Source organism: Streptomyces umbrinus, assembly GCF_030817415.1.
In the GTDB taxonomy this organism is placed as follows: domain Bacteria; phylum Actinomycetota; class Actinomycetes; order Streptomycetales; family Streptomycetaceae; genus Streptomyces; species Streptomyces umbrinus_A.
The window spans coordinates 3,251,969-3,271,693 of sequence record NZ_JAUSZI010000002.1 but is presented as its reverse complement, the minus strand read 5'-3'; the positions used below and the strand labels follow the sequence as shown (position 1 = coordinate 3,271,693).

Annotated in this window: 15 protein-coding genes; 11 read left to right on the top strand and 4 right to left on the bottom strand. The window is 69.3% G+C overall.

All coding sequences use genetic code 11. The features are described from left to right. Window positions 1–90 precede the first annotated feature (90 nt). Complete coding sequence (gene glgX, locus QF035_RS14410; RefSeq protein ID WP_307520684.1) at window positions 91–2,220, bottom strand: glycogen debranching protein GlgX; 2,130 nt, start codon at window positions 2,218–2,220, stop codon at window positions 91–93. Window positions 2,221–2,399: 179 nt separating this feature from the next. Here glgX and QF035_RS14405 point away from each other — a divergent pair, with 179 nt between their 5' ends. From QF035_RS14405 to QF035_RS14390, 4 genes are all read left to right on the top strand, one after another. Continuing rightward, window positions 2,400–3,215 (top strand): Tat pathway signal sequence domain protein, encoded by an 816-nt coding sequence (locus QF035_RS14405; protein ID WP_307520683.1) that lies wholly within the window; start codon window positions 2,400–2,402, stop codon window positions 3,213–3,215. Window positions 3,216–3,315: 100 nt separating this feature from the next. Further along, window positions 3,316–4,662: a copper amine oxidase gene (locus QF035_RS14400; protein ID WP_307520682.1), complete on the top strand. Its 1,347-nt coding sequence runs from the start codon at window positions 3,316–3,318 to the stop codon at window positions 4,660–4,662. A gap of 103 nt (window positions 4,663–4,765) precedes the next feature. Continuing rightward, window positions 4,766–5,998, top strand: coding sequence for an SAV2148 family HEPN domain-containing protein (locus QF035_RS14395; RefSeq protein ID WP_055616093.1), 1,233 nt, complete (start codon window positions 4,766–4,768; stop codon window positions 5,996–5,998). Between the two features lie 150 nt (window positions 5,999–6,148). Further along, window positions 6,149–6,892 carry a 3'-5' exonuclease gene (locus QF035_RS14390; protein WP_307520681.1) on the top strand — a complete coding sequence of 248 codons (744 nt, stop codon included), beginning with the start codon at window positions 6,149–6,151 and terminating at the stop codon, window positions 6,890–6,892. 13 nt (window positions 6,893–6,905) lie between these two features. On the opposite strand, the gene QF035_RS14385 is transcribed toward QF035_RS14390, so the two are convergent. Beyond that, on the bottom strand, window positions 6,906–7,916 hold the full coding sequence (locus tag QF035_RS14385) for a DMT family transporter (protein WP_307520680.1): 1,011 nt from the start codon (window positions 7,914–7,916) through the stop codon (window positions 6,906–6,908). 104 nt (window positions 7,917–8,020) lie between these two features. Here QF035_RS14385 and QF035_RS14380 point away from each other — a divergent pair, with 104 nt between their 5' ends. Continuing rightward, complete coding sequence (locus QF035_RS14380; protein ID WP_307520679.1) at window positions 8,021–8,923, top strand: LysR family transcriptional regulator; 903 nt, start codon at window positions 8,021–8,023, stop codon at window positions 8,921–8,923. 93 nt (window positions 8,924–9,016) lie between these two features. Here the strand turns inward: QF035_RS14380 and QF035_RS14375 are convergent, their stop codons facing one another. Beyond that, window positions 9,017–9,868 (bottom strand): phosphotransferase enzyme family protein, encoded by an 852-nt coding sequence (locus QF035_RS14375; protein ID WP_307520677.1) that lies wholly within the window; start codon window positions 9,866–9,868, stop codon window positions 9,017–9,019. 224 nt (window positions 9,869–10,092) lie between these two features. Between QF035_RS14375 and QF035_RS14370 the strand changes: the two genes are divergently transcribed. The 6 genes from QF035_RS14370 to QF035_RS14345 all read left to right on the top strand — a co-directional run bounded on the left by QF035_RS14370 (window position 10,093) and on the right by QF035_RS14345 (window position 17,137). Continuing rightward, window positions 10,093–11,049, top strand: a complete 957-nt coding sequence (locus tag QF035_RS14370) for a carbohydrate ABC transporter permease (protein ID WP_373466651.1) — start codon at window positions 10,093–10,095, stop codon at window positions 11,047–11,049. Then, complete coding sequence (locus QF035_RS14365; protein WP_307520674.1) at window positions 11,046–11,879, top strand: carbohydrate ABC transporter permease; 834 nt, start codon at window positions 11,046–11,048, stop codon at window positions 11,877–11,879. The genes QF035_RS14370 and QF035_RS14365 overlap by 4 nt, the downstream gene beginning before the upstream one ends. Further along, window positions 11,879–13,171 carry an ABC transporter substrate-binding protein gene (locus QF035_RS14360; RefSeq protein ID WP_307520673.1) on the top strand — a complete coding sequence of 431 codons (1,293 nt, stop codon included), beginning with the start codon at window positions 11,879–11,881 and terminating at the stop codon, window positions 13,169–13,171. Before QF035_RS14365 ends, QF035_RS14360 begins: the two co-directional genes overlap by 1 nt. A gap of 517 nt (window positions 13,172–13,688) precedes the next feature. Next, the gene (gene erm, locus QF035_RS14355; protein ID WP_307520671.1) at window positions 13,689–14,471 is read left to right on the top strand and encodes an ErmE/ErmH/ErmO/ErmR family 23S rRNA (adenine(2058)-N(6))-methyltransferase; all 783 of its coding nucleotides are present in this window, start codon (window positions 13,689–13,691) and stop codon (window positions 14,469–14,471) included. A 65-nt stretch (window positions 14,472–14,536) separates the two neighbouring features. Beyond that, window positions 14,537–15,751 (top strand): macrolide-inactivating glycosyltransferase, encoded by a 1,215-nt coding sequence (gene mgt, locus QF035_RS14350; protein WP_307520670.1) that lies wholly within the window; start codon window positions 14,537–14,539, stop codon window positions 15,749–15,751. A 330-nt stretch (window positions 15,752–16,081) separates the two neighbouring features. Continuing rightward, entirely contained in the window at window positions 16,082–17,137 is a 1,056-nt protein-coding gene (locus QF035_RS14345) for a CDP-alcohol phosphatidyltransferase family protein (protein ID WP_307520669.1), read from the top strand. 76 nt (window positions 17,138–17,213) lie between these two features. Here the strand turns inward: QF035_RS14345 and QF035_RS14340 are convergent, their stop codons facing one another. After that, complete coding sequence (locus tag QF035_RS14340) at window positions 17,214–19,496, bottom strand: MMPL family transporter (RefSeq protein WP_307520668.1); 2,283 nt, start codon at window positions 19,494–19,496, stop codon at window positions 17,214–17,216. Window positions 19,497–19,725: the final 229 nt, after the last annotated feature.

Below are 19,725 nucleotides of genomic sequence, written 5' to 3'. Positions count from 1 at the left end.
CCGCGAACCCGCGCCCCCGAAGGGGCGCGGGGAACTGCGCGACCAGCCACGGACGGCCCGCAGCTGGTCGACCGCCGTCGTGAGGAGCGCTCACGCCGGGCGCTGCAGCACCATCATGCTGTGGTCCACCAGGGACAGGCGGTCGCCCGCCTGGACCTTCGCGCCCGTGCCGCGTTCCAGGCCGGACGGCCGCGCCGTGTCGACGACGACCTGCCACTGGCGCCCGTGGTTGACCGGCACCACGAACTCCAGGGTCTTCGGCGAGGCGTTGAACATCAGCAGGAACGAGTCGTCGCTGATGCGCTCACCGCGCGGCCCGGGTTCCGAGATCGCGTTGCCGTTGAGGAACACCGACAGGGCCCGCGCCTGCGTGGAGTCCCAGTCGCGCTGGGTCATCTCGTCGCCCTCGGGGGTGAACCAGGCGATGTCCGACAGCTCGTCGTGGGTGCCCTCCACGGGCCGGCCGTGGAAGAACCGGCGCCGCCGGAACACCGGATGGTCGCGGCGCAGCCACACCATCGCCCGCGTGAACTCCAGCAGCTCGGCATCGCCCTCGCCCTCGCCCTCGGCGTCCTCGGGCCACGGCACCCAGGACAGCTCGTTGTCCTGGCAGTACGCGTTGTTGTTGCCGCTCTGCGTGCGCCCGAACTCGTCGCCGTGGCTCAGCATCGGCACGCCCTGGGAGAGCATCAGCGTCGCGGTGAAGTTCCGCATCTGACGAGCCCGCAGCTCCAGGACCTCCGGGTCGTCGGTGTCGCCCTCGGCCCCGCAGTTCCACGACCGGTTGTGACTCTCGCCGTCGCGGTTGTCCTCGCCGTTCGCGTCGTTGCGCTTCTCGTTGTACGACACCAGGTCGTGCAGCGTGAACCCGTCGTGGCAGGTGACGAAGTTGATGGACGCCAGCGGGCGCCGCCCGTCGTCCTGGTAGAGGTCCGAGGAGCCCGTGAGCCGGGACGCGAACTCGGCGAGCGTCTGCGGCTCGCCGCGCCACATGTCCCGTACGGTGTCGCGGTACTTTCCGTTCCACTCGGTCCACAGGGGCGGGAAGTTGCCCACCTGGTAGCCGCCCTCGCCGACGTCCCAGGGCTCGGCGATCAGCTTCACCTGGGAGACCACGGGGTCCTGCTGCACGAGGTCGAAGAACGACGACAGCCGGTCCACCTCGTGGAACTGCCGGGCCAGGGTCGCCGCGAGGTCGAAGCGGAACCCGTCGACATGCATCTCGGTGACCCAGTAGCGCAGCGAGTCCATGATCAGCTGGAGCACGTGCGGGGAGCGCATGAGCAGCGAGTTGCCGGTCCCCGTGGTGTCCATGTAGTAGCGGGGATCGTCGGTGAGCCGGTAGTACGAGGCGTTGTCGAGCCCCTTGAAGGACAGCGTCGGCCCCAGGTGGTTGCCCTCGGCGGTGTGGTTGTAGACCACGTCGAGGATGACCTCGATGCCGGCCTCGTGCAGCGCCCGGACGGCCGACTTGAACTCCAGGACCTGCTGTCCGCGGTCGCCCCAGGAGGCGTACGCGTTGTGCGGGGCGAAGAAACCGATGGTGTTGTAGCCCCAGTAGTTGTTGAGGCCCATGTCGACCAGACGATGGTCGTTCACGAACTGGTGAACGGGCATCAGTTCCAGTGCCGTGACGCCCAGTTCGGTCAGGTGTTCGATGATGGCGGGGTGGGCGAGGGCCGCGTACGTGCCGCGCAACTCGTCCGGCAGCCCCGGGTGCTTCATCGTCAGGCCCTTCACATGGGCCTCGTACAGGAGCGTGTGGTGGTACTCGGTGCGCGGGCGCCGGTCGTCGCCCCAGTCGAAGTACGGGTTGACCACCACGGAACTCATCGTGTGGGGCGCCGAGTCCAGGTCGTTGCGCTTGCCCGGCGACCCGAAGTGGTAGCCGTACACCTCCTCGCCCCATTCGATACCGCCGCTTATGGCCTTCGCGTAGGGGTCGAGCAGCAGCTTCGCGGAGTTGCAGCGCTGCCCCCGCTCGGGCGCGTACGGACCGTGCACACGGAAGCCGTACCGCTGGCCCGGCATGATGCCGGGCAGGTACGCGTGCCGTACGAACGCGTCGGTCTCGCGCAGCTCTATCGCCGTCTCCGAGCCGTCGTCGTGCAGCAGACACAGCTCGATCCGGTCGGCGGCCTCCGAGAAGACCGCGAAGTTGGTGCCGGCGCCGTCGTACGTGGCACCGAGTGGGTACGCCTGTCCAGGCCAGACCTGCATGGATGCAACTCTTCCAGTTGTGCGACGTCGCCGGGGGCGACTCCCGCCCGAGTCTCCCCGAAAGTGATGGAACCACCTATGACTTACGTCCCTCTTACCGAGCGACCAGTGCATACGCGGTATGCCGAACCAGTGGGACTCGAGCGACTCCTAGAGATCCAGGGGGAGTAGGGGGAAATGTGCGCACGATAGTGCACCGCCATCTGGGCAAGGTGGTGGCGGGTGCGGCCATCGCGGTCGCCGGGACCGCCGTCATGGTCGGGATCACCCTGCCGGGCTCGGCGGGTGCCGACGACTCCGGTGGCGGCAACGGGGCGGGCCAGACCTCACAGCAGGCAGGGCAGAGCCAGGACCAGGCTCAGGGTGCCGTGCAGCCCGGCGTCGTCGAAGACGCTCCGGCCGAGGGCGACAAGGGCAAGGGGCGCGACCCGCTCACCGACGACGAGACCGAGCGTGTCGAGAAGCTCGCCCTCGACCGGCAGCTCTTCCGCTCCAGCGAGAACGTCGAGGGCGACAAGGGTCCCCAGCGGATCACCGTCGACCTCGCCGAGCCCGACGAGAGCGAACTGGACGACCCGAACGCGCCGCGCCGCGCCGAGGTGTCGTTCTACGACTACAAGGACGACTCGCTCGTCACCAAGACCGTGAACCTCGACACCGGCAAGGTCGAGGGGACCGACACCCAGCACGGCGTCCAGCCGCCGCTCAGCCGTGCCGAGACCGTCGAGGCCGCGCAGCTCCTGATCGCGGACCGGCTCGGCGCCGGTCTGAAGGCCGACTTCAAGGACGCCACCGGCAAGGAGCTGACCACTCCCGACCAACTGCTGCTCAACAGCATGGTCTACCGGGCGAACGCCGGTACGCCCGCGGCCCTCGCCGACTGCGGCAAGCACCGCTGCCTGCGGCTCTTCGTGAAGGCCAAGGACGGTCCCTGGATCGACAGCCGTGACCTGGTGGTCGATCTGAGCGCCCGGAAGATCGCCAAGGTCGGCTGACCTTCCGTTCCGTTCAGCCTCCTGCGTTCGCCGGCCTCGGAGCACCAGGGGCCGGTTCACCTTTCCAACTTTCCTGCTTGTGCAAGGGAGTCATTTCTTCATGCGCGTACAGCATCTGCTCAGCGGCCTCCGGCCGCGGGGAGTCAACCGCGCCCGCAGGCGGACGGCGGTGGGCCTCTCGGTGGCCGCCCTGACCGTCGGCGCCACCACGGCCGCGGGGCCGGCCGTCGCCCAGCCCAAGGCCGCCCCCGCGGCGGCCGCCGACTGCAGCGCGGCGTACAAGATCGAGCAGACACTCACCACCGGCACCAAGTGGTCGATGTGCTGGCACTACGAGAGCGAGGCCGGGCTCGTCCTGGAGAACATCTCGTACCAGCCCAAGGGCGAAGCGGCCCCCATACGTGTCCTGACGAGTGCGAAGCTCGCCCAGATCCACGTGCCCTACGACGACGGCTCGGTCGAGTACGACGACCTCACCGGCGCCGGATTCGGCCAGGGCCTGATGAACATGGCCCCCGGGGAGTGTCCCGGCGGCACCATCAAGACGGTCAAGGTCCCGGACTCCTGGGACCCGGAGCACCCGGACGTCAAGGGCCTGTGCACCACGACCCGTTCGCGCGGCCACGCCTACCGCATGCAGGGCGACTCGGCGAGCAAGGTCTTCCAGCAGCAGGGCAAGGACCTGCTCGTCTACACCGTCAACCAGGTCGGCTGGTACGAGTACATCACCGAGTGGCGCTTCTCGGACGACGGCGCGATCAACATGAACGTCGGCGCCACCGGCAGCCTCTCGCCCGGTGACTACGACGCCGGTGACGGCCGCGGCTGGCCGATCGGCAAGGGCGCCAGGGCGTACGCCACCAGCCACAGCCACAACGTCTTCTGGCGGCTCAACTTCGGCCTCGACGGCAACTCCAAGAACAAGGTCGAGCAGTACGACTCCGTGGTCAGCCCGCCCGCCGCCAACGGCGAGGCGCCGCGCAACAAGACCACCCGCACGCCGATCACCAAGGAACTCGCGGGCGACGCCAAGAACATGCGCTGGTGGCGCGTGGTCAGCACGACCGGCAAGAACAAGGACGACCACGCCCGCTCGTACGAACTCGTCCCGGGCGCCACCTCCAAGTACCCGGGCCGCAGCTACACCAAGCGCGACGTCTATTTCACCCAGTACAAGAAGTGCGAGCAGTTCGCCAGCAACAACCTGCGCAACTGCGGTACCGGAGCCGGTAAGTCCGTCGACAAGTGGGTCAACGGACAGAACCTCACGCACCCCGTGGCCTGGGTGAACATCGGCTTCCACCACGTCGCCCGGGACGAGGACCAGCAGCCCATGCCGGTCCACTGGCAGGGCTTCTCCATCGCCCCGCGCGATGTCACCGCTATGAATCCGCTCACTCCGCCGGAGCTGGCCGATCAGAACGGCAGGCCGGACAACGGTAGTTGAGAAACGACCTGTCCATCCGGCTGCACCGCCGGCTGCTCCCGGGAGTACCCTTCCTTGATCGTTGGCTGGGGGAGTGCTCGGGGGAGCGGAAGGCGGTGCGCGGGTGGGGTCCGGAGGGCTGGAGTTGCCCCCTGGTGACGGCGGTCACGAGGGGAGCTCCACGGATGCCCCACCGGGCGCGGTGTCCCTGGCACGACCGATGGAAATCGGAGCGGAGCTGGACTGGGGCGCCGACGCCTGGCGCGAGGTGCGTACGCGCGCCCAGCGGGCCGGCCGGGCCTACATCTGGCTGAACCTCGTCGAACAGCGGCTGCGCGCGGTCGTGGCCGCTGTTCTGCGCCCGATCTACGAACCCGTCCACGGCGAGGACGACTGGGTGGTCGCCGCCGCCGGACCCGCGGGGCAGGAGTGGGTGCAGCGGGCCGTCGCCGTACGCGAAGTCAGCCGCCGCAAGGGCTACTTGCTCGACCCCGCCGACGACAACGTCCTGAGCTTCCTCACGTTGCCCCAGCTGCGCGAGCTGATGGTGCAGCACTGGCCGTGCTTCGAGCCGTACTTCGACGAGCGCCGGGACGTCGAACTCGCCCTGGACGAACTGGAAGTCACCCGCAACGTCGTCTCGCGCAACAGGGCGCTGTCCGAGGCCGTCCTCGCCCAGGCCGAGCGCGCCTCCGCGAAGCTCCTGGAGATACTCGGCGCGGGCAGCGACGTACCGTCCGCGCGGCGGCTTCCGGTCGACGCGGTCGAGAACCTGGTCGGCGACCGGTATGCGGACGTGGTGGGCGTGCACTCGGACCGGGTGCGGCTGATGCGGCAGTTCCCCGCCGAGGACATCTTCGGCGGAGCGCGCCGCCTCGACGCCATCGGCATCGGCCTCAACCTCCTCGTGCAGAACTTCTCCGGACGGCGGCTCGTCAGGCTGGCCGAGTCCGGCTGCCGGGTGCGGCTGCTGTTCCTGAACCCGGCCTCAAGCGCGGTCAAGCGCCGCGAGCGTGAACTCGGCATCAAGCGGGGCGAGTTGAGCCGCTCCGTCGAGATGAACATCCTGCACATGCGCCGGGTCAGGGCCCGGCTGCGCGATCCCGGCGCTTTCGAGATCCAGGTCTACGACGAGACGCCCCGTTTCACGGCGTACCTCGTCGACGGGGACGGCTCGGACGGCATAGCGGTCGTGCAGTCGTATCTGCGGCGGACGCGCGGGATGGAGGCACCGGTGCTCGTGCTGCGCGGCGGGGGGCGGGTGTTGAAGCCGGACGAGGTCGGCGAAGAAGGGCTTTTCGGGACGTATCGCGAGGAGTTCGAGGTGGCTTGGGCCGATTCGCGGCCTGTGTCCTGACGGCTCCCGTGGCGGGCTTGTGTCCGGCCTCGCGGCCGGCCCGGTGGCGGGGCCTGATGAGCGTCAAGCGGAATGCGGTCGTCGGATTGTCAGTGGCCCATGGGATCGTGGAGGTCATTGGGGGATCGCACCACGAAGAAGGGGGCCGGCATGGGTTGGCACGGGGAATTGCTGGTCGGCTTCGACCTGGAGACGACCGGGACGGATCCGCGCGAGGCGCGCATCGTCACCGGGGCCGTGATCGAGGTCAGGGGAACAGAGCCGGTCGGGCACCGCGAATGGCTCGCCGACCCGGGAGTCGAGATCCCGGCGGACGCGGTGGCGGTGCACGGGATCAGCAACGAAAGGGCGACGGCCGACGGCAGGCCCGCCGACCAGGTGGCCGACGCGATCGCCTCGGTCCTCGTCTCGTACTGGCAGTCGGGCGTCCCGGTCGTGGCGTACAACGCGGCCTTCGACCTGACCCTGCTCTCCGCCGAACTGCGGCGGTACGGACTGCCGTCACTGCGTGACCGGCTCGGCGGAGTCGATCCGGCGCCGGTCATCGATCCGTACACGATCGACCGCTCCGTGGACCGCTACCGCCGCGGCAAGCGGAATCTCGAAGCGGTCTGCGCGGAGTACGGGATCGCGCTCGACTCCGCCCACGACGCCTCGGCGGACGCCCTGGCGGCGGCCCGCCTCGCAGGCGCGATAGCCGCCCGCCATCCCAAGGTCGCGGCCCTCGGCCCGGCGGAGCTGCACCGCCGCCAGATCGAGTGGTACGCGGAATGGGCGGCCGACTTCCAGGCCTTCCTGCGCCGCAAGGGGGACGCCACGGCGGTGGTGGACGGGGTGTGGCCGCTGCGGGACCTGGCGGACGCGGGGCAACGCTCCGCGGGGAGCGGACGTTGACGGGGGTTGTTCGTCACCTGCGGGTTGGTTGTGGCTTGTCGCGCCCACGCGGCGGAGCCGCAGATGTCACAGCCCCGCGCCCCTGAACGGTGCGGGTCTCTGAAGGGGCCGACGCCGTCGACGGCGGCCGAGCCCCCTCGGAGGTGGCGGCGCGGTGGGCGCGTTCGATGGACTGGCCCCAGTACGTTCCGGCGACCATCATCGCCGCGCCGAGACCCGTGAGCGGGGTGAAGTGGTCGCCGGCCAGGGTGATTCCCACGGCTGCGGCCCAGATCGGTTCGGTGCCGAGGAGGAGGCTGGCTCGGCTCGCCGAGGTGCGCTGGACTGCCCAGGTCTGCGCGAGGAAGGCGAACACGCTGCAGAACAGGGCGAGATAGAGCAGTTGGGCCCAGCCCGCGACGCCGATGTGGGCGAGCGTGGACAGTTCGCCGGACGCGGGCAGCAGGAACAGCGCCGAGCCGACGAGGGTCTGCACGGTGGTCAGCCGCAGCGGGCGGATCGCACGGTTCACGGTGAGCCGGCCGACGAGCGCGACATGCACCGCCCGGATCAGCGCGGCGGCGAGCATCAGCAGATCGCCGAGACGGGGAGCGTGGAAGCCGTTGCCCGACATGAGCAGGCCGACGGCCAGCAGGCACACGCCGGCGGCCGCGTAGAAGGACAGCGGGAGGCCGCCGCGGTGGCCCGAGCGGTCGAGGAGGGGAGTGATCACGATGGTCAGGCTGATGATCAGCCCCGCGTTCGCGGCACTCGTGTGGGCGACACCGTACGTCTCCACCACCAGGACGGCCGCCTGGGTGACCCCCAGAGGCACGCCGATCCGGATCTCGTCGCGGGTCCACCCGCCGGACTTCCGGTCGGTGGCGACCAGACCGAGACAGGCGAGCGCGGACAGGGCGTAGCGCGCGAACAGCACGACCAGGACGGGCAGTACGGCGGTGGCGGTCTGGGCGGACAGATAACTGGAACCCCAGACGAGGGCGACGAGGAGAAGTACCGCATCGGTACGGCGGGCATCAGGCACGCGCTCACCCTGCACCGTCCACGTCCCTGTAGCCCAGAGCCAACTTCTTAAACGATCCTTTAGCATCCCTACATCGGGAACGATGCGATCGCTGGGACGAGGACATGGACGAACGGCAGCTGAGGATCCTGCGTGAGCTGGGCGAACTCGGCAGCGTCACCGCGGTCGCGGAGGCGCTGCTCGTGACGCCCTCGGCGATCTCCCAGCAACTGCGGCTGCTTCAGCGCGCGATCCCCGTGCCGCTCACCGAGCGCCAGGGACGGCGGCTGGCGCTCACCGACGCCGGGCAGGCGCTGGCCGGGGCGGCGATCGAGGTGGAGACGGCACTGGAGCGGGCCCGGCACACCGTCGCGGAGTTCGTCGACCGGCCGGACGGCGAGGTGTCGGTGGCGGCCTTCCACAGTGCGGCTTCGGCGTTCTTCCCGCTGCTGCTCCAGGCGCTCGCCGAGCCCGACGGGCCACAGCTGTCCCTCGCCGACGCGGATGTGACACAGGACGACTTCCCGCCGCTGACCAGGGAGTACGACCTCGTGCTCGCCCACCGCCTCGAACACACCCCGGGCTGGCCGCGCACGGTCACGGCCACCACCCTCCTGCGCGAACCGCTCGACGTGGCGATGCCCGCCGACCACCCGCTGGCCGTCAAACGGCGGCTCACCCCGCGCGATGTGGCCGAGCAGCCCTGGATCACGGCACACGACGGCTTCCCGATCGTGGCGACCGTCGACGCCATCGCCACCGCCGCGGGACGCCGACTCCGTCTCGCGCACCGCATCAACGAGTTCGCGGTGGCAGCCGAGGCCGTCGCCGCCGGAGGGGGCCTCGCCCTGATGCCCCGCTGGACGATGCGCCCGCACCCCGCGCTGGTGCTCAAGCCGCTCAGCGGCGTCCAGGCCCGGCGGCACATCGACGCGCTCCACCGCCCCGAACGCACGGCCCGCAAGGCCGTACGGACGGTACTCGCCGAACTGCACCGGGCGGCCGGGACGATCCGCGACCGCGGCTGACCCCTCTTATTTTGGGCTCGGTTCGCCTCCGGCGCGCCCCTTCGGCTCACTCGCCTATCGGGCATTCGAAGGGCGCAGTCCAAGAGAGCAGCCTCAGAAGGGGTACCAGCGAACCGTTTCGTCGCCGTCCCGCAGTGACGCCACCCGGCGCTCGAACTCCGCCAGCGCCTTCGGATTGCTCGGTGCGTGCTGGGAGACCCAGGCGCAGCTCGCCGTCTCGCGGGCCCCGCGCAGTACCCCGCAGCCGTCCCACTCGCGTACGTCCCAGCCGTACGTCCGGGTGAACGCGTCGTACGCCTCGGCGGGCAGCCCGTACCGGTCGCGGGACAGCGCCATGACCACGAGGTCGTGTTCGCGAAGGTCGGTGGAGAAGGTCTCCAGGTCGACCAGGACCGGCCCGTCGGGGCCGATGTGGACGTTGCGGGGCAGCGCGTCGCCGTGGATCGGGCCCCGCGGCAGATGCGGGGTGAGTGCGGCGGCGGCCGTGGCGAAACCGTCGCGCCGGTCCCTCAGGAACGCGGCGTCCGCCGGGTCGATCGCGTCGCCCGCCAGCCGCAGCCACCGCTCGACCCCGCCCAGCAGCTCGCGGCGCGGCAGCGCGAAGGCGGGGGAGGGCAGGGCGTGCACCAGACGCAGCAGCCCGGCGAGATCGCCGGGTGCGGCGGGACGTACGGGAGCGGGCAGCCGGTGCCACACCGTCACCGGGTGACCGGCCACGGACCGCGCCTCGGACTCGGCGGCCCGCACGGCGGGGACGCCCGCCCCGGCGAGCCAGACGGCGATGGCCAGTTCCCGCCGCGCCCGGTCGAGCAGCTCGGCGTCGCGGCCCACCTTGACCACCAGGTCACCGGCGGCGAACACGGCGTTCTCGCCCAGCGCGAGCAGCTCCGAGCCCCGGTCGAACCCCGCCTCGGCGAGCACGCCCCGCGCCTGTGCCTCGTCCATCACTCGCCTCCCGTGGAGCCCTTGGTTCTCGTCCGGTTGTCCTGCGGTTCTCGTCGCGTCGGCGGTCGAGATCACGCCATACGCCGCCCAGTGTCGCATTCACACTGGTGAGAGCCCTCGGGAGGGTGTGTGCGCTGTCTTGACGGCGTGTCAGTACGTCAGCACGATGACGGGGGCCGCCGGGACGGCCAGACCCGTACGAGCCGCCCAGAGGAGCTGATTCCGTGACATCGGCGACCGTGAGGAAGCGGTCAGTGAAACGGTCAGCGAGAGGTGCGCCGGATGGCGGAGGCGGAGGCGCGGGTGACCGTCTCGTCGACCACGGCGCCTGGTTCCTGGTGCTGCCCGCGCTGATCCCGATCCTGGTGCTCAGCGTCGGACCGCTCCTCTACGGCATCGCGCTGGCGTTCACCGACTCCCAGTCGGGCCGCACCGAGCCCACACAGTGGATCGGCACCCTCAACTTCCAGGACCTGCTGCACGACACCCTGTTCTGGGACTCGTTCCGGATCGGCCTGCTGTGGGCGGTGGGCGTGACGATCCCGCAGTTCCTCCTCGCCCTCGGCCTCGCCCTGCTGCTCAACGAGAACCTCCGCTTCCGCTGGCTGGCACGGTCGCTCGCGATCATCCCGTGGGCGATGCCCGAGGTGGTGGTCGGCATCATGTGGCGGCTCGTCTACAACCCGGACGCGGGCATCCTCAACGAGACGATCCGCGACCTGGGCCTGGGCGATGGCCGTGACTGGCTGAGCGGCCTCGCCACCGCCCTGCCCGCGGTGATCGTGGTCGGCGTATGGGCGGGCATGCCCCAGACGACGGTCGCCCTGCTCGCAGGACTGCAGAACACACCGCGCGAACTGCACGAGGCGGCCGCGATGGACGGCGCGGACGCCTGGCGCCGCTTCCGCACGGTGACCTGGCCCGCCCTCAAACCGGTCGCGCTCGCCATCACCGCGCTCAACTTCATCTGGAACTTCAACTCCTTCGCCCTGGTGTACGTCCTGACCAACGGCGGTCCCGGCGGGCGCACCCGGCTGCCGATGCTGTTCGCGTACGAAGAGGCCTTCCGCTACGGGCAGTTCGGGTACGCGGCGGCGATGGGGTGTGTGATGGTCGCGGTGATCTCGGTGATCCTCGCGCTCCATCTGGTCGGCCGGCTGAGGGGAGGCGACGACGCGTGAGGACTCGGAAATCGGCTCGCGCGGGACAGTACCTCGCGCTTCTCGCCTATCTCGTCTTTCTCGCCTTCCCGTTCCTCTGGCTGATCTCCACCGCCTTCAAACCGCCGCGCGAGCTGGGGAGTCTGCATCCGACCTGGATCCCCAAGGACCCGACCCTCGCCAACTTCCGGCAGGCCTTCGACGAACAGCCGCTGCTGGACGCCGCGTTGAACTCGCTGATCGCGGCGGTCGGCGCGGCGGTGATCGCCGTACTGATCGCGACCCCGATGGCGTACGTCATGGCCCGGCACCGCACACGGCTCGCGAGGGCGGCGACCGGCTGGGTCGTGGTCAGCCAGGCGTTCCCGTTCGTGCTGGTGATCATCCCGTTGTTCCTGGTCCTGAAGAACCTGCGGCTGATCAACTCCGTGCCGGGTCTGATCATGGTGTACGTCGTGTGGGCGCTGCCGTTCGCACTGTGGATGCTCGTGGGGTACGTACGGGCCGTGCCGACCGAGCTGGAGGAGGCCGCGGCCGTGGACGGGGCCGGCAGGCTGCGGACGCTGGTCTCGATCACCGCGCCGCTGCTCGCGCCGGGGATCGTGGCCACGGCGCTGTTCGCGTTCATCAGCGCGTGGAACGAGTTCTTCTTCGCGCTGGTGCTCCTCAAGACCCCGGAGAAACAGACCCTTCCGGTCGTCCTCACGCACTTCATCGGCGCGGAGGGCGTGGCGGACCTCGGGCCCCTCGCGGCCGCCGCGTTCCTGGCGACCCTGCCCTCGCTGGTCGTCTTCGCGGTCATCCAGAAACGGATCACGGGCGGGATGCTCGCCGGGGCGGTGAAGAGCTGATGCGGACGAAACGGCTCGTCGCGATGGGCGTGGCGCTGCTGCTCATGGGCAGTGCGGCCTGCACCGGCGGTGACGGCGGTGCGGAGGACGGCAGGATCACCCTCCGCTTCCAGTCCCTCGCCTGGCAGGAGGAGTCCGTCGACGTCAACAAGGAGCTGGTGAAGGAGTGGAACGCCACCCACTCGGACGTCAAGGTCGAGTACGTACAGGGGAGTTGGGACAGCGTCCACGACCAGCTGCTCACCTCCTTCGAGGGCGGTGAGGCGCCGGACATCATCCATGACGCCTCGGACGACCTCGCGGACTTCGCGTACGGCGGGTATCTCGCGGATCTGCGTGACCTGCTGCCGGAGCGGCTCAAGTCCGATATTCCGCAGCGGAGTTGGGAGACCGTGACCTTCGGGGACGGGGTCTACGGGGTGCCGTTCCTCCAGGAGCCGCGCGTTCTGATCGCCAACGCCAAGTGGCTGCGGGAGTCGGGCGTACGGATTCCCACGCCCGAAAAGCCCTGGACCTGGGGTGAGTTCAGAGAGATCACTGATGAACTGGGCGATGAGGAAGGTAAGTACGGTGTGGCCTGGCCGCTCAAGGAGCCCGTCTCGGCGACCCTGAACCTGTCGCTCGCGACCGGCGGGCAGTTGTTCCACCGGGGTGCGGACGGCAAGGTGCGGATTCGGTTCGGGGCCGGCGACGAGGTGGTGCCCCGGACTATTCACGACCAGGTCAACACCGATGGCAGCGCGTCGAGTTCGACGCTCGGCAGCGGTGGGTCCGACACTCTCCCCGGCTTCTTCGGCGGCAAGTACGCGATGGTTCCGCTCGGGTTCTCCTACCGGCAGCAGATCGTGCAGCAGGCGCCGAAGGGCTTCGAATGGCAGGTGCTGCCCGCGCCGGCCGGTGCGGATGGGCTCACTCAGGGGGTTAGCCCTCAGACCCTGTCCGTTGCGGAGGACAGTCCGCACAAGAAGGAGGCCGCCGCGTTCATCGGCTTCCTGCTCCAGCCCTCGAACATGGTGCGGCTCGCGCTCGGCGACTGGATGCTGCCCACCGGTACGGGGGCACTCCGGGATCCGGCGTTGCGTGTCGAGGAGGACGGGTGGGCGATCGGGGCGGGGCTTGCGCGGTATCTGCGGTCGGCACCGGCGCAGTCCGTGCGGGGGTATCCGGAGTGGAAGGACAAGGTGGCTACGCCTGCGTTTCAGGAGTACTACAGCGGGGCGATTGGGCTTGGTGAGTTGCGGGAGCGGTTGGTGAGGGACGGGAATCTGGTGCTTGCGCGGTATCAGAGGTGACGGTTCGCTGCCGCTGGGCTTGGGGGATGGGGTGGTTTGCTGGGTGCCGGTTGGTGGGGGCTGGTCGCGCAGTTCCCCGCGCCCCTAAAAGATTGCGCCGTTCCCCGCGCCCCTAAAAGCCCGCGGGTCGTCTGGCCCCTGGACGGACGTGCGGGGCGCTACTGGGAGGTGCGCGGTTCCTCGCGCCCCTGGAAGGCCCCGGGGGTGAAAATCGGTTGGCCGGGGCCGGCCCGGACGCCTAGCGTGCCGGGTGTGGGTATCAATGCGATTTTTTCTTCCGGTCTTGGCCGGGGCTGTGCGTACTCCGTTCGGATGCGTTGCGCCCCCGGTGCCCTGACCGGCCCGGGGATCTGCGCTCGCTGACGGCATTTGCCGCAGGGGCGCCCCCTCTCACGTACGCCTTGAAGCAGGTACGCGGCTGACGCGTGCCCGCCTGTGCGCGTCCTTCTTTCTTGCCTTCCGGTCGGGGCCTTCGTCTGCCCGTTTTCGTCCTCACGGAAGACAAGGACCGCAGGCCATGGCCCGCCCCACCCACGTTTCGCGCGCGCTCTCGCAGAACTTCCTCACCGACCGCGCCACCGCGGACCGCTTCGCCCGGCTCGCCGTACCGCGGCCGCACCACCCGCCCCTGGTCCTCGAAGTGGGCGCGGGCAAAGGCGCGTTGACCGAGGTGCTCGCCCCACGCTGCCGGGAGCTGCTCGCCTACGAGATCGACCCACGACTGGTACCCGCCCTGCGCACCCGCTTCTCCGGAACCCCTCAAGTACGGGTGATCGGCGGCGACTTCCTTGCCGCGCGGCCACCGGGCAGCCCCTTCTCCGTCGTCGGCAACGTGCCCTTCTCACGCACCGCGGACGTCGTCGACTGGTGTCTGCACGCGCCCGGCCTGACGGACGCCACGCTCCTCACCCAGCTCGAATACGCCCGCAAACGCACCGGTGACTACGGGAGTTGGACCCTGCTCACCGTCCGCACCTGGCCGCGCTACGAGTGGCGGTTCCTCGGGCGGGTCACGAGGGCGAGGTTCCGGCCCGTGCCCCGGGTCGACGCCGGAATCGTACGCATCGAGCGACGCCGTACCCCGCTGCTCGACCGGACCTCCTACGACGACTGGCGGCACCTGGTCGAGCTGGGCTTCTCGGGGGTCGGCGGCTCGCTGCACGCCTCGTTGCGCCGCGCCCATCCGAGGCGCCGGGTGGATGCCGCGTTCCGGGCCGCGCGCCTCGACCCCCGTGTGCTCGTCGGGGAGGTGCCGCCCGAGCAGTGGCTGGGTCTCCACGACGTACTGGCGTCGCGGTGAGGCGCGTACGGCGGGCGGCCGTAATTGCATTGCACGAGACGTCTCGTCTCGCTTATGGTCGGCTCATGACCACCTCACACCCCGCCCACATCGCCATGTTCTCCGTCGCCGCCCACGGTCACGTGAACCCGAGCCTTGAGGTGATCCGGGAGCTCGTCGCCCGCGGGCACCGGGTCACGTACGCGATTCCGCCCGCCTTCGCCGAGAAGGTCGCGGAGACGGGGGCGGAGCCGAAGCTCTGGAACTCGACGCTGCCGTCCCCCGACGACGACCCCTCGGCATGGGGGACCACGCTCCTGGACAACGTGGAGCCCTTCCTGGCCGACGCGATCCAGGCGCTTCCGCAGCTCGTCGAGGCGTACGAGGGCGACGAGCCGGACCTCGTGCTGCACGACATCACCTCGTACCCGGCCCGTGTCCTCGCGCACCGCTGGGGTGTCCCGGCCGTCTCGCTCTCGCCGAACCTCGTCGCCTGGGAGGGGTACGAGGAGGAGGTCGCCGAGCCCATGTGGGCGGAGCCGAAGCAGACCGAGCGGGGCAGGGCTTACTACGCGCGCTTCCATGCCTGGCTGGAGGGGAACGGGATCACCCGGCATCCCGATCCGTTCGCCGGCCGCCCCGACCGTTCCATCGTCCTGATCCCGAAGGCCCTCCAGCCGAACGCCGACCGGGTCGACGAGTCGGTGTACACCTTCGTCGGCGCCTGTCAGGGCGACCGAGCCGCCCAGGGGGTGTGGCGGAGGCCCGACGGTGCCGAGCGTGTCCTCCTCGTGTCCCTGGGCTCCTCCTTCACCAAGCAGCCGGCGTTCTACCGCGAGTGCGTGAAGGCGTTCGGTGATCTGCCGGGCTGGCACGTGGTGCTGCAGGTCGGCAAGCACGTTGCCGCCGCGGAGCTCGGGGAGGTGCCGGGGAACGTCGAAGTGCGGGACTGGGTGCCGCAGTTGGCGATCCTCAAGCAGGCCGACGCCTTCATCACGCACGCGGGTGCCGGCGGCAGCCAGGAAGGGCTGGCCACCGCCACGCCGATGGTCTGTGTGCCCCAGGCCGTCGACCAGTTCGGCAACGCCGACATCCTTCAGGCGCTCGGTGTCGCCCGGCACCTGCCGATGGAGGAGGCGACGGCCGAGGCCCTGCGCGAGGCCGTACTCACCCTCATCGGCGACCCGGACGTCGCGCGGCGGCTCAAGGAGATCCAGGCGGGAATGGCGACCGAGGGCGGCACGGCGCGCGCGGCGGATCTGATCGAGGCGGAAATCCCCAAGACCACCAGGGGTGCATGACCGAAGCTTTACCCAGCCCTGAAGGGTGTGATCACGTCACCGTCAGCGAAATCGGGTGACTGTCCGCGAACCGGCGTGACCGTGCGCGAACTCAGAATTCCCACGGGTCACGGTTGTACGTCAACGGTGAAGCCATGGCGCCCTTTGGATAACGGGACGGTCATTCGATAACGCTCGGATAACGCCGCATCCGCCCGATCGGGGCATCGACCGGGTTACTGGGTTGGACGGCTACCCCCTGCCAAAGGTTGCACAGGTCTCTTCTTGTTCCTTGTATGAACACCTTCCTAGCTTGAGGTGAACTCACTACGAACGCTGGGAAGTTGATCAATGCGCCGAGACATACCGCCCCTCGCCGAGGTGCGTCGCATCACCGAGAAGAAGCGTGACGCGTGGTGGACCGTGCTGCTCGTCGACCCGGTGGCCACGCCGTTGGTGAGGCTCACCGCGATGCGTACGAGGATCACGCCGAACCAGATCACCTGGGGGGCGTTCCTGCTCGGCCTGGTCTCGGCGGCCTGCTTCGCCTTCGGCGACTGGCGGTGGCTGATCGCCGGTGCCCTCGTCTACCACCTGAGTTTCATCCTCGACTGCATGGACGGGAAGGTGGCCCGGCTGACCGGCCAGGGCTCCGTCTTCGGGGCCTGGCTGGACTTCGTCTTCGACCGCATCCGGGTGGCGGTGTGCGGAGTCGCGCTGATGGCCGGGCAGCACGACCGCACCGGTGACACGGTCTACATCTGGCTGGCCCTCGCGGTCGTCGGGCTCGACACGCTGCGGTACATCAATTCCCTGGAGATCTTCAAGATCCGCTACAACATGCGCAAGCAGATCAAGGCGCGGGTGCGGGAAGCCCGCCGCGCGGAGAACTCCGCTGAAGTCGCCTTCATGGAAGACCTGTTGCGCAACAATCCCTCGGCGGACATCGAACACGACATCCGCAAGACGTCGACCCTGTCCGAGCCGAACTCTGAGCAGGTCTCCGAGGCGAACTCCGAGCCGGTTTCCGAAGCAGGCTCCGAAGCGGTATCCGAGCCGCGCTCCGAACCCGGTTCGGAAGAAGCCACCGACGTTCCCCAGAAGCCCCAGGGCCAGGTCATCGACCTCCAGCAGGAGTTCCGCCACCGCTTCCCGGTCTATCTTCGGATGCGGTCCTTCCTCCTGCGCCACCGGATTCGTACGCACCTGGTGAGCGGTATCGAATTCCAGATGGGCGTCTTCATCGTCGGCCCGCTCCTCGACGCGGTCATCGAGGCGACCCTGGTCTCAGGCGCCCTGCTTCTCGTCTTCGAACTCGCCATCATCTACAAGCTGTTGCTCTCCACGCGTGACTTCACCCGCACCATCGACTCCTTCGAGCGGGACGAGGTCGCCACGGCAGCCTGATCCGGCGGGCCGCACACGACGGCGTGGCCGGGGCGAGTGCCCCGGCCACGCCGTCGCTGTGCGGTGGTTCGGTTCGTCAGACCCCGACCCTCTCCCCTTCGACCGCCGGAGGCGGCGGCGAGGCCGCGGCCTCGGGGGACTCGTCGTGGCTGAGGTCCGGCAGGCGGTTCAGCCACTTCGGGAAGTACCAGTTGCGTTCGCCGAGGAGTGCCATGACCGCCGGGAGCAGTACACCGCGGATGATCGTCGCGTCGATCAGGACCGCGGCCGCGAGGCCCACGCCCATCTGCTTCATGGACTGCATGGACAGCGTGCCGAAGATCGCGAAGACGGCGACCATGATGACGGCGGCGCTGGTGATGACACCGGCCGTGGTGACCACCCCGTGCTGGATGGCGTCCCGGGTCGTCAGCCCCCGCAACCGCGCTTCACGGATTCGCGAGACGACGAACACGTGGTAGTCCATCGAGAGCCCGAAGAGGATCACGAAGAGGAACAGCGGCAGCCAGGTGATGATGGCGCCCACACCCTCCGCGCCCACCAGCGAAGCGCCCCAGCCGTGCTGGAAGACGGCGACCAGGATGCCGTAGGCCGCCCCGACCGAGAGGAGGTTGAGGACGATCGAGGTGATCGCGATCGTCAGCGAGCGGAACGACAGGAGCATCAGCAGGAAGGCGAAGATCACGACGAAGGCGAAGACCGGTGCCACCGCGCTGACGAGCTGGTCGTTGAAGTCCTTCGAACCCGCCACCTGACCGGTCACCGGCGCCTCGACCCCGTCGACCTTGCCGAATGTCGCCGGACGGACCTCGTCGCGGATGATCTCCAGGCTCTTCTCGGCCTTGTCGAGGTTCGATCCGCCCACCAGCGGTACGTACACGAAGGCGACGTTCTGCGAATCGTGCACCTGGACCTCGACCGGACCGCGCGAGGCACCCGAACTGACCGCCTGCTCACGGAAGTCGGCGATCGCGGACTTCACCTCGGCGGAGTTGATGTCGGCGGCCTTGACGACCACCTCGGCCGGGTCGGAACCACCCGGGAAGGCCTCGTTGACCCGCTCGTACGTCGCCACGATCGGCAGCGAGTCGCCGAACTCCTGGTCCAGTGTGAGGTTCTGGGTCTTCATGCCGAGGGCAGGGGCCGCGATGGCCAGCAGCGCACCGGCCGCGACCACCAGCGAGATCGCCGGCTTCGCCAGCACCACCCGCAGGACGCTCGTCCAGAACCGGCTTCCGTTGTCGCCCGAACGGCCGTTGCCGGAACCGCCGTTGGTCTTGCGCCGCTTGTCCGGGTGCAGGAACGGGATGCGCCCCTTCTCGACCCGAGTACCGAGCAGCGAGAGGACCGCGGGCAGCACCGTCACCGAGCCGACCATGGCGACCGCCACGACCATCAGAGAGGCCAGACCCATCGCCTTGAAGGTGGCGATTCCGGTGAACAGCATGCCCGCCATCGCCACGCACACAGTGACACCGGAGACGATGATGGCGCGGCCGCTGGTCGCCGCGGCGATCCGCAGCGCGGTCTCGGGGTCCCTGCCCGCCGCGCGCTCCTCGCGCTCACGCCGCAGATAGAACAGGCAGTAGTCGACGCCGACCGCCAGGCCCACGAGCAGCATCACGGAGCTCGATGTGTCGTCCATCGGCTGGATGTGGCTGACGATCATCATCAGGCCCATCGTGGCCACGATCGCGGTGATCGCGAGCAGGACCGGGACCAGGGCCGCCACCAGCGCGCCGAACGCGACCAGCAGGATGCCGAGGGCCACGGGGACGGCGGAGTACTCGGCCTGCTTGAAGTCGTTGCCGAACGCGTCGTCGAACGTCTTGTTCATGCTGGCGCCGCCGATCTCCTCGATCAGCACCGACCCATGGTCCTTCTGCACCTCCTCGACGGCCTTCAGCACGGGCTCCACCCGGTCGCCCGCCGTCTCCGCCTCACCGCGCATGTCGAACTGCACGAGGGCGCTGCGGCCGTCCTTCGAGATGGTGTCCGTGTCGTATGGCGAGGTCACGTTGGTCACCTTGCCGGTGCCCTCGACCGCCTTCATCACGGCGTCGACGGCGGCGCGGAACTCTGTGCTCGTCGCCTTGACACCCGCGTCCCTGCCCTGGACGAGAACGGTCTCCCCGGCCGGCTCGTCGATCCCCGCTTCCTCCGCGATGGCCGCGGCCCGGCCGGTCTCGCCGCTGAGCTGGTCGCTGTCCTTGAGTTCGACCGTGCCCGCCGCAGAGCCGAGCCCCATCGCCAGAACGACGAACAGCACCCAGATTCCGACGGCCGCCCAGCGGTGCCGGGCACTCCAGCCGCCGGCCCGGGCAGCTATGCCCCGTACCCGCGTGTCTCTGTTACCCATGACGGGCTTGCCCCCTCGTCCTCGGTGCCGGCCCCCTGCCCGCACCTTCTGTTTCGAAGGTATGGGGCGGATAAGGACCTCTCGTCGTGCTGCCCGGTGAGGTGCGGGGAGCCCGAGTCCTCCCCTCGGACCCCGCGCCCTCAGCACTGAGGAGGATGAAAGCCCCTTACATGTAAAGCGGCACCTCGGGGGTCGTGATCAGGGTGTCCGATCCGTCCCTCCCTCCATC

Excerpts from the sequence above, each read along its gene's own strand:
- QF035_RS14390 (WP_307520681.1), top strand. The coding sequence starts at position 6,149 with ATGGGTTGGCACGGGGAATTGCTGGTCGGCTTCGACCTGGAGACGACC.
- QF035_RS14375 (WP_307520677.1), bottom strand. The coding sequence starts at position 9,868 with ATGGACGAGGCACAGGCGCGGGGCGTGCTCGCCGAGGCGGGGTTCGAC.
- glgX (WP_307520684.1), bottom strand. The coding sequence starts at position 2,220 with ATGCAGGTCTGGCCTGGACAGGCGTACCCACTCGGTGCCACGTACGAC.
- QF035_RS14380 (WP_307520679.1), top strand. The coding sequence starts at position 8,021 with ATGGACGAACGGCAGCTGAGGATCCTGCGTGAGCTGGGCGAACTCGGC.
- erm (WP_307520671.1), top strand. The coding sequence starts at position 13,689 with ATGGCCCGCCCCACCCACGTTTCGCGCGCGCTCTCGCAGAACTTCCTC.
- QF035_RS14340 (WP_307520668.1), bottom strand. The coding sequence starts at position 19,496 with ATGGGTAACAGAGACACGCGGGTACGGGGCATAGCTGCCCGGGCCGGC.
- mgt (WP_307520670.1), top strand. The coding sequence starts at position 14,537 with ATGACCACCTCACACCCCGCCCACATCGCCATGTTCTCCGTCGCCGCC.
- QF035_RS14400 (WP_307520682.1), top strand. The coding sequence starts at position 3,316 with ATGCGCGTACAGCATCTGCTCAGCGGCCTCCGGCCGCGGGGAGTCAAC.
- QF035_RS14360 (WP_307520673.1), top strand. The coding sequence starts at position 11,879 with ATGCGGACGAAACGGCTCGTCGCGATGGGCGTGGCGCTGCTGCTCATG.
- QF035_RS14345 (WP_307520669.1), top strand. The coding sequence starts at position 16,082 with ATGCGCCGAGACATACCGCCCCTCGCCGAGGTGCGTCGCATCACCGAG.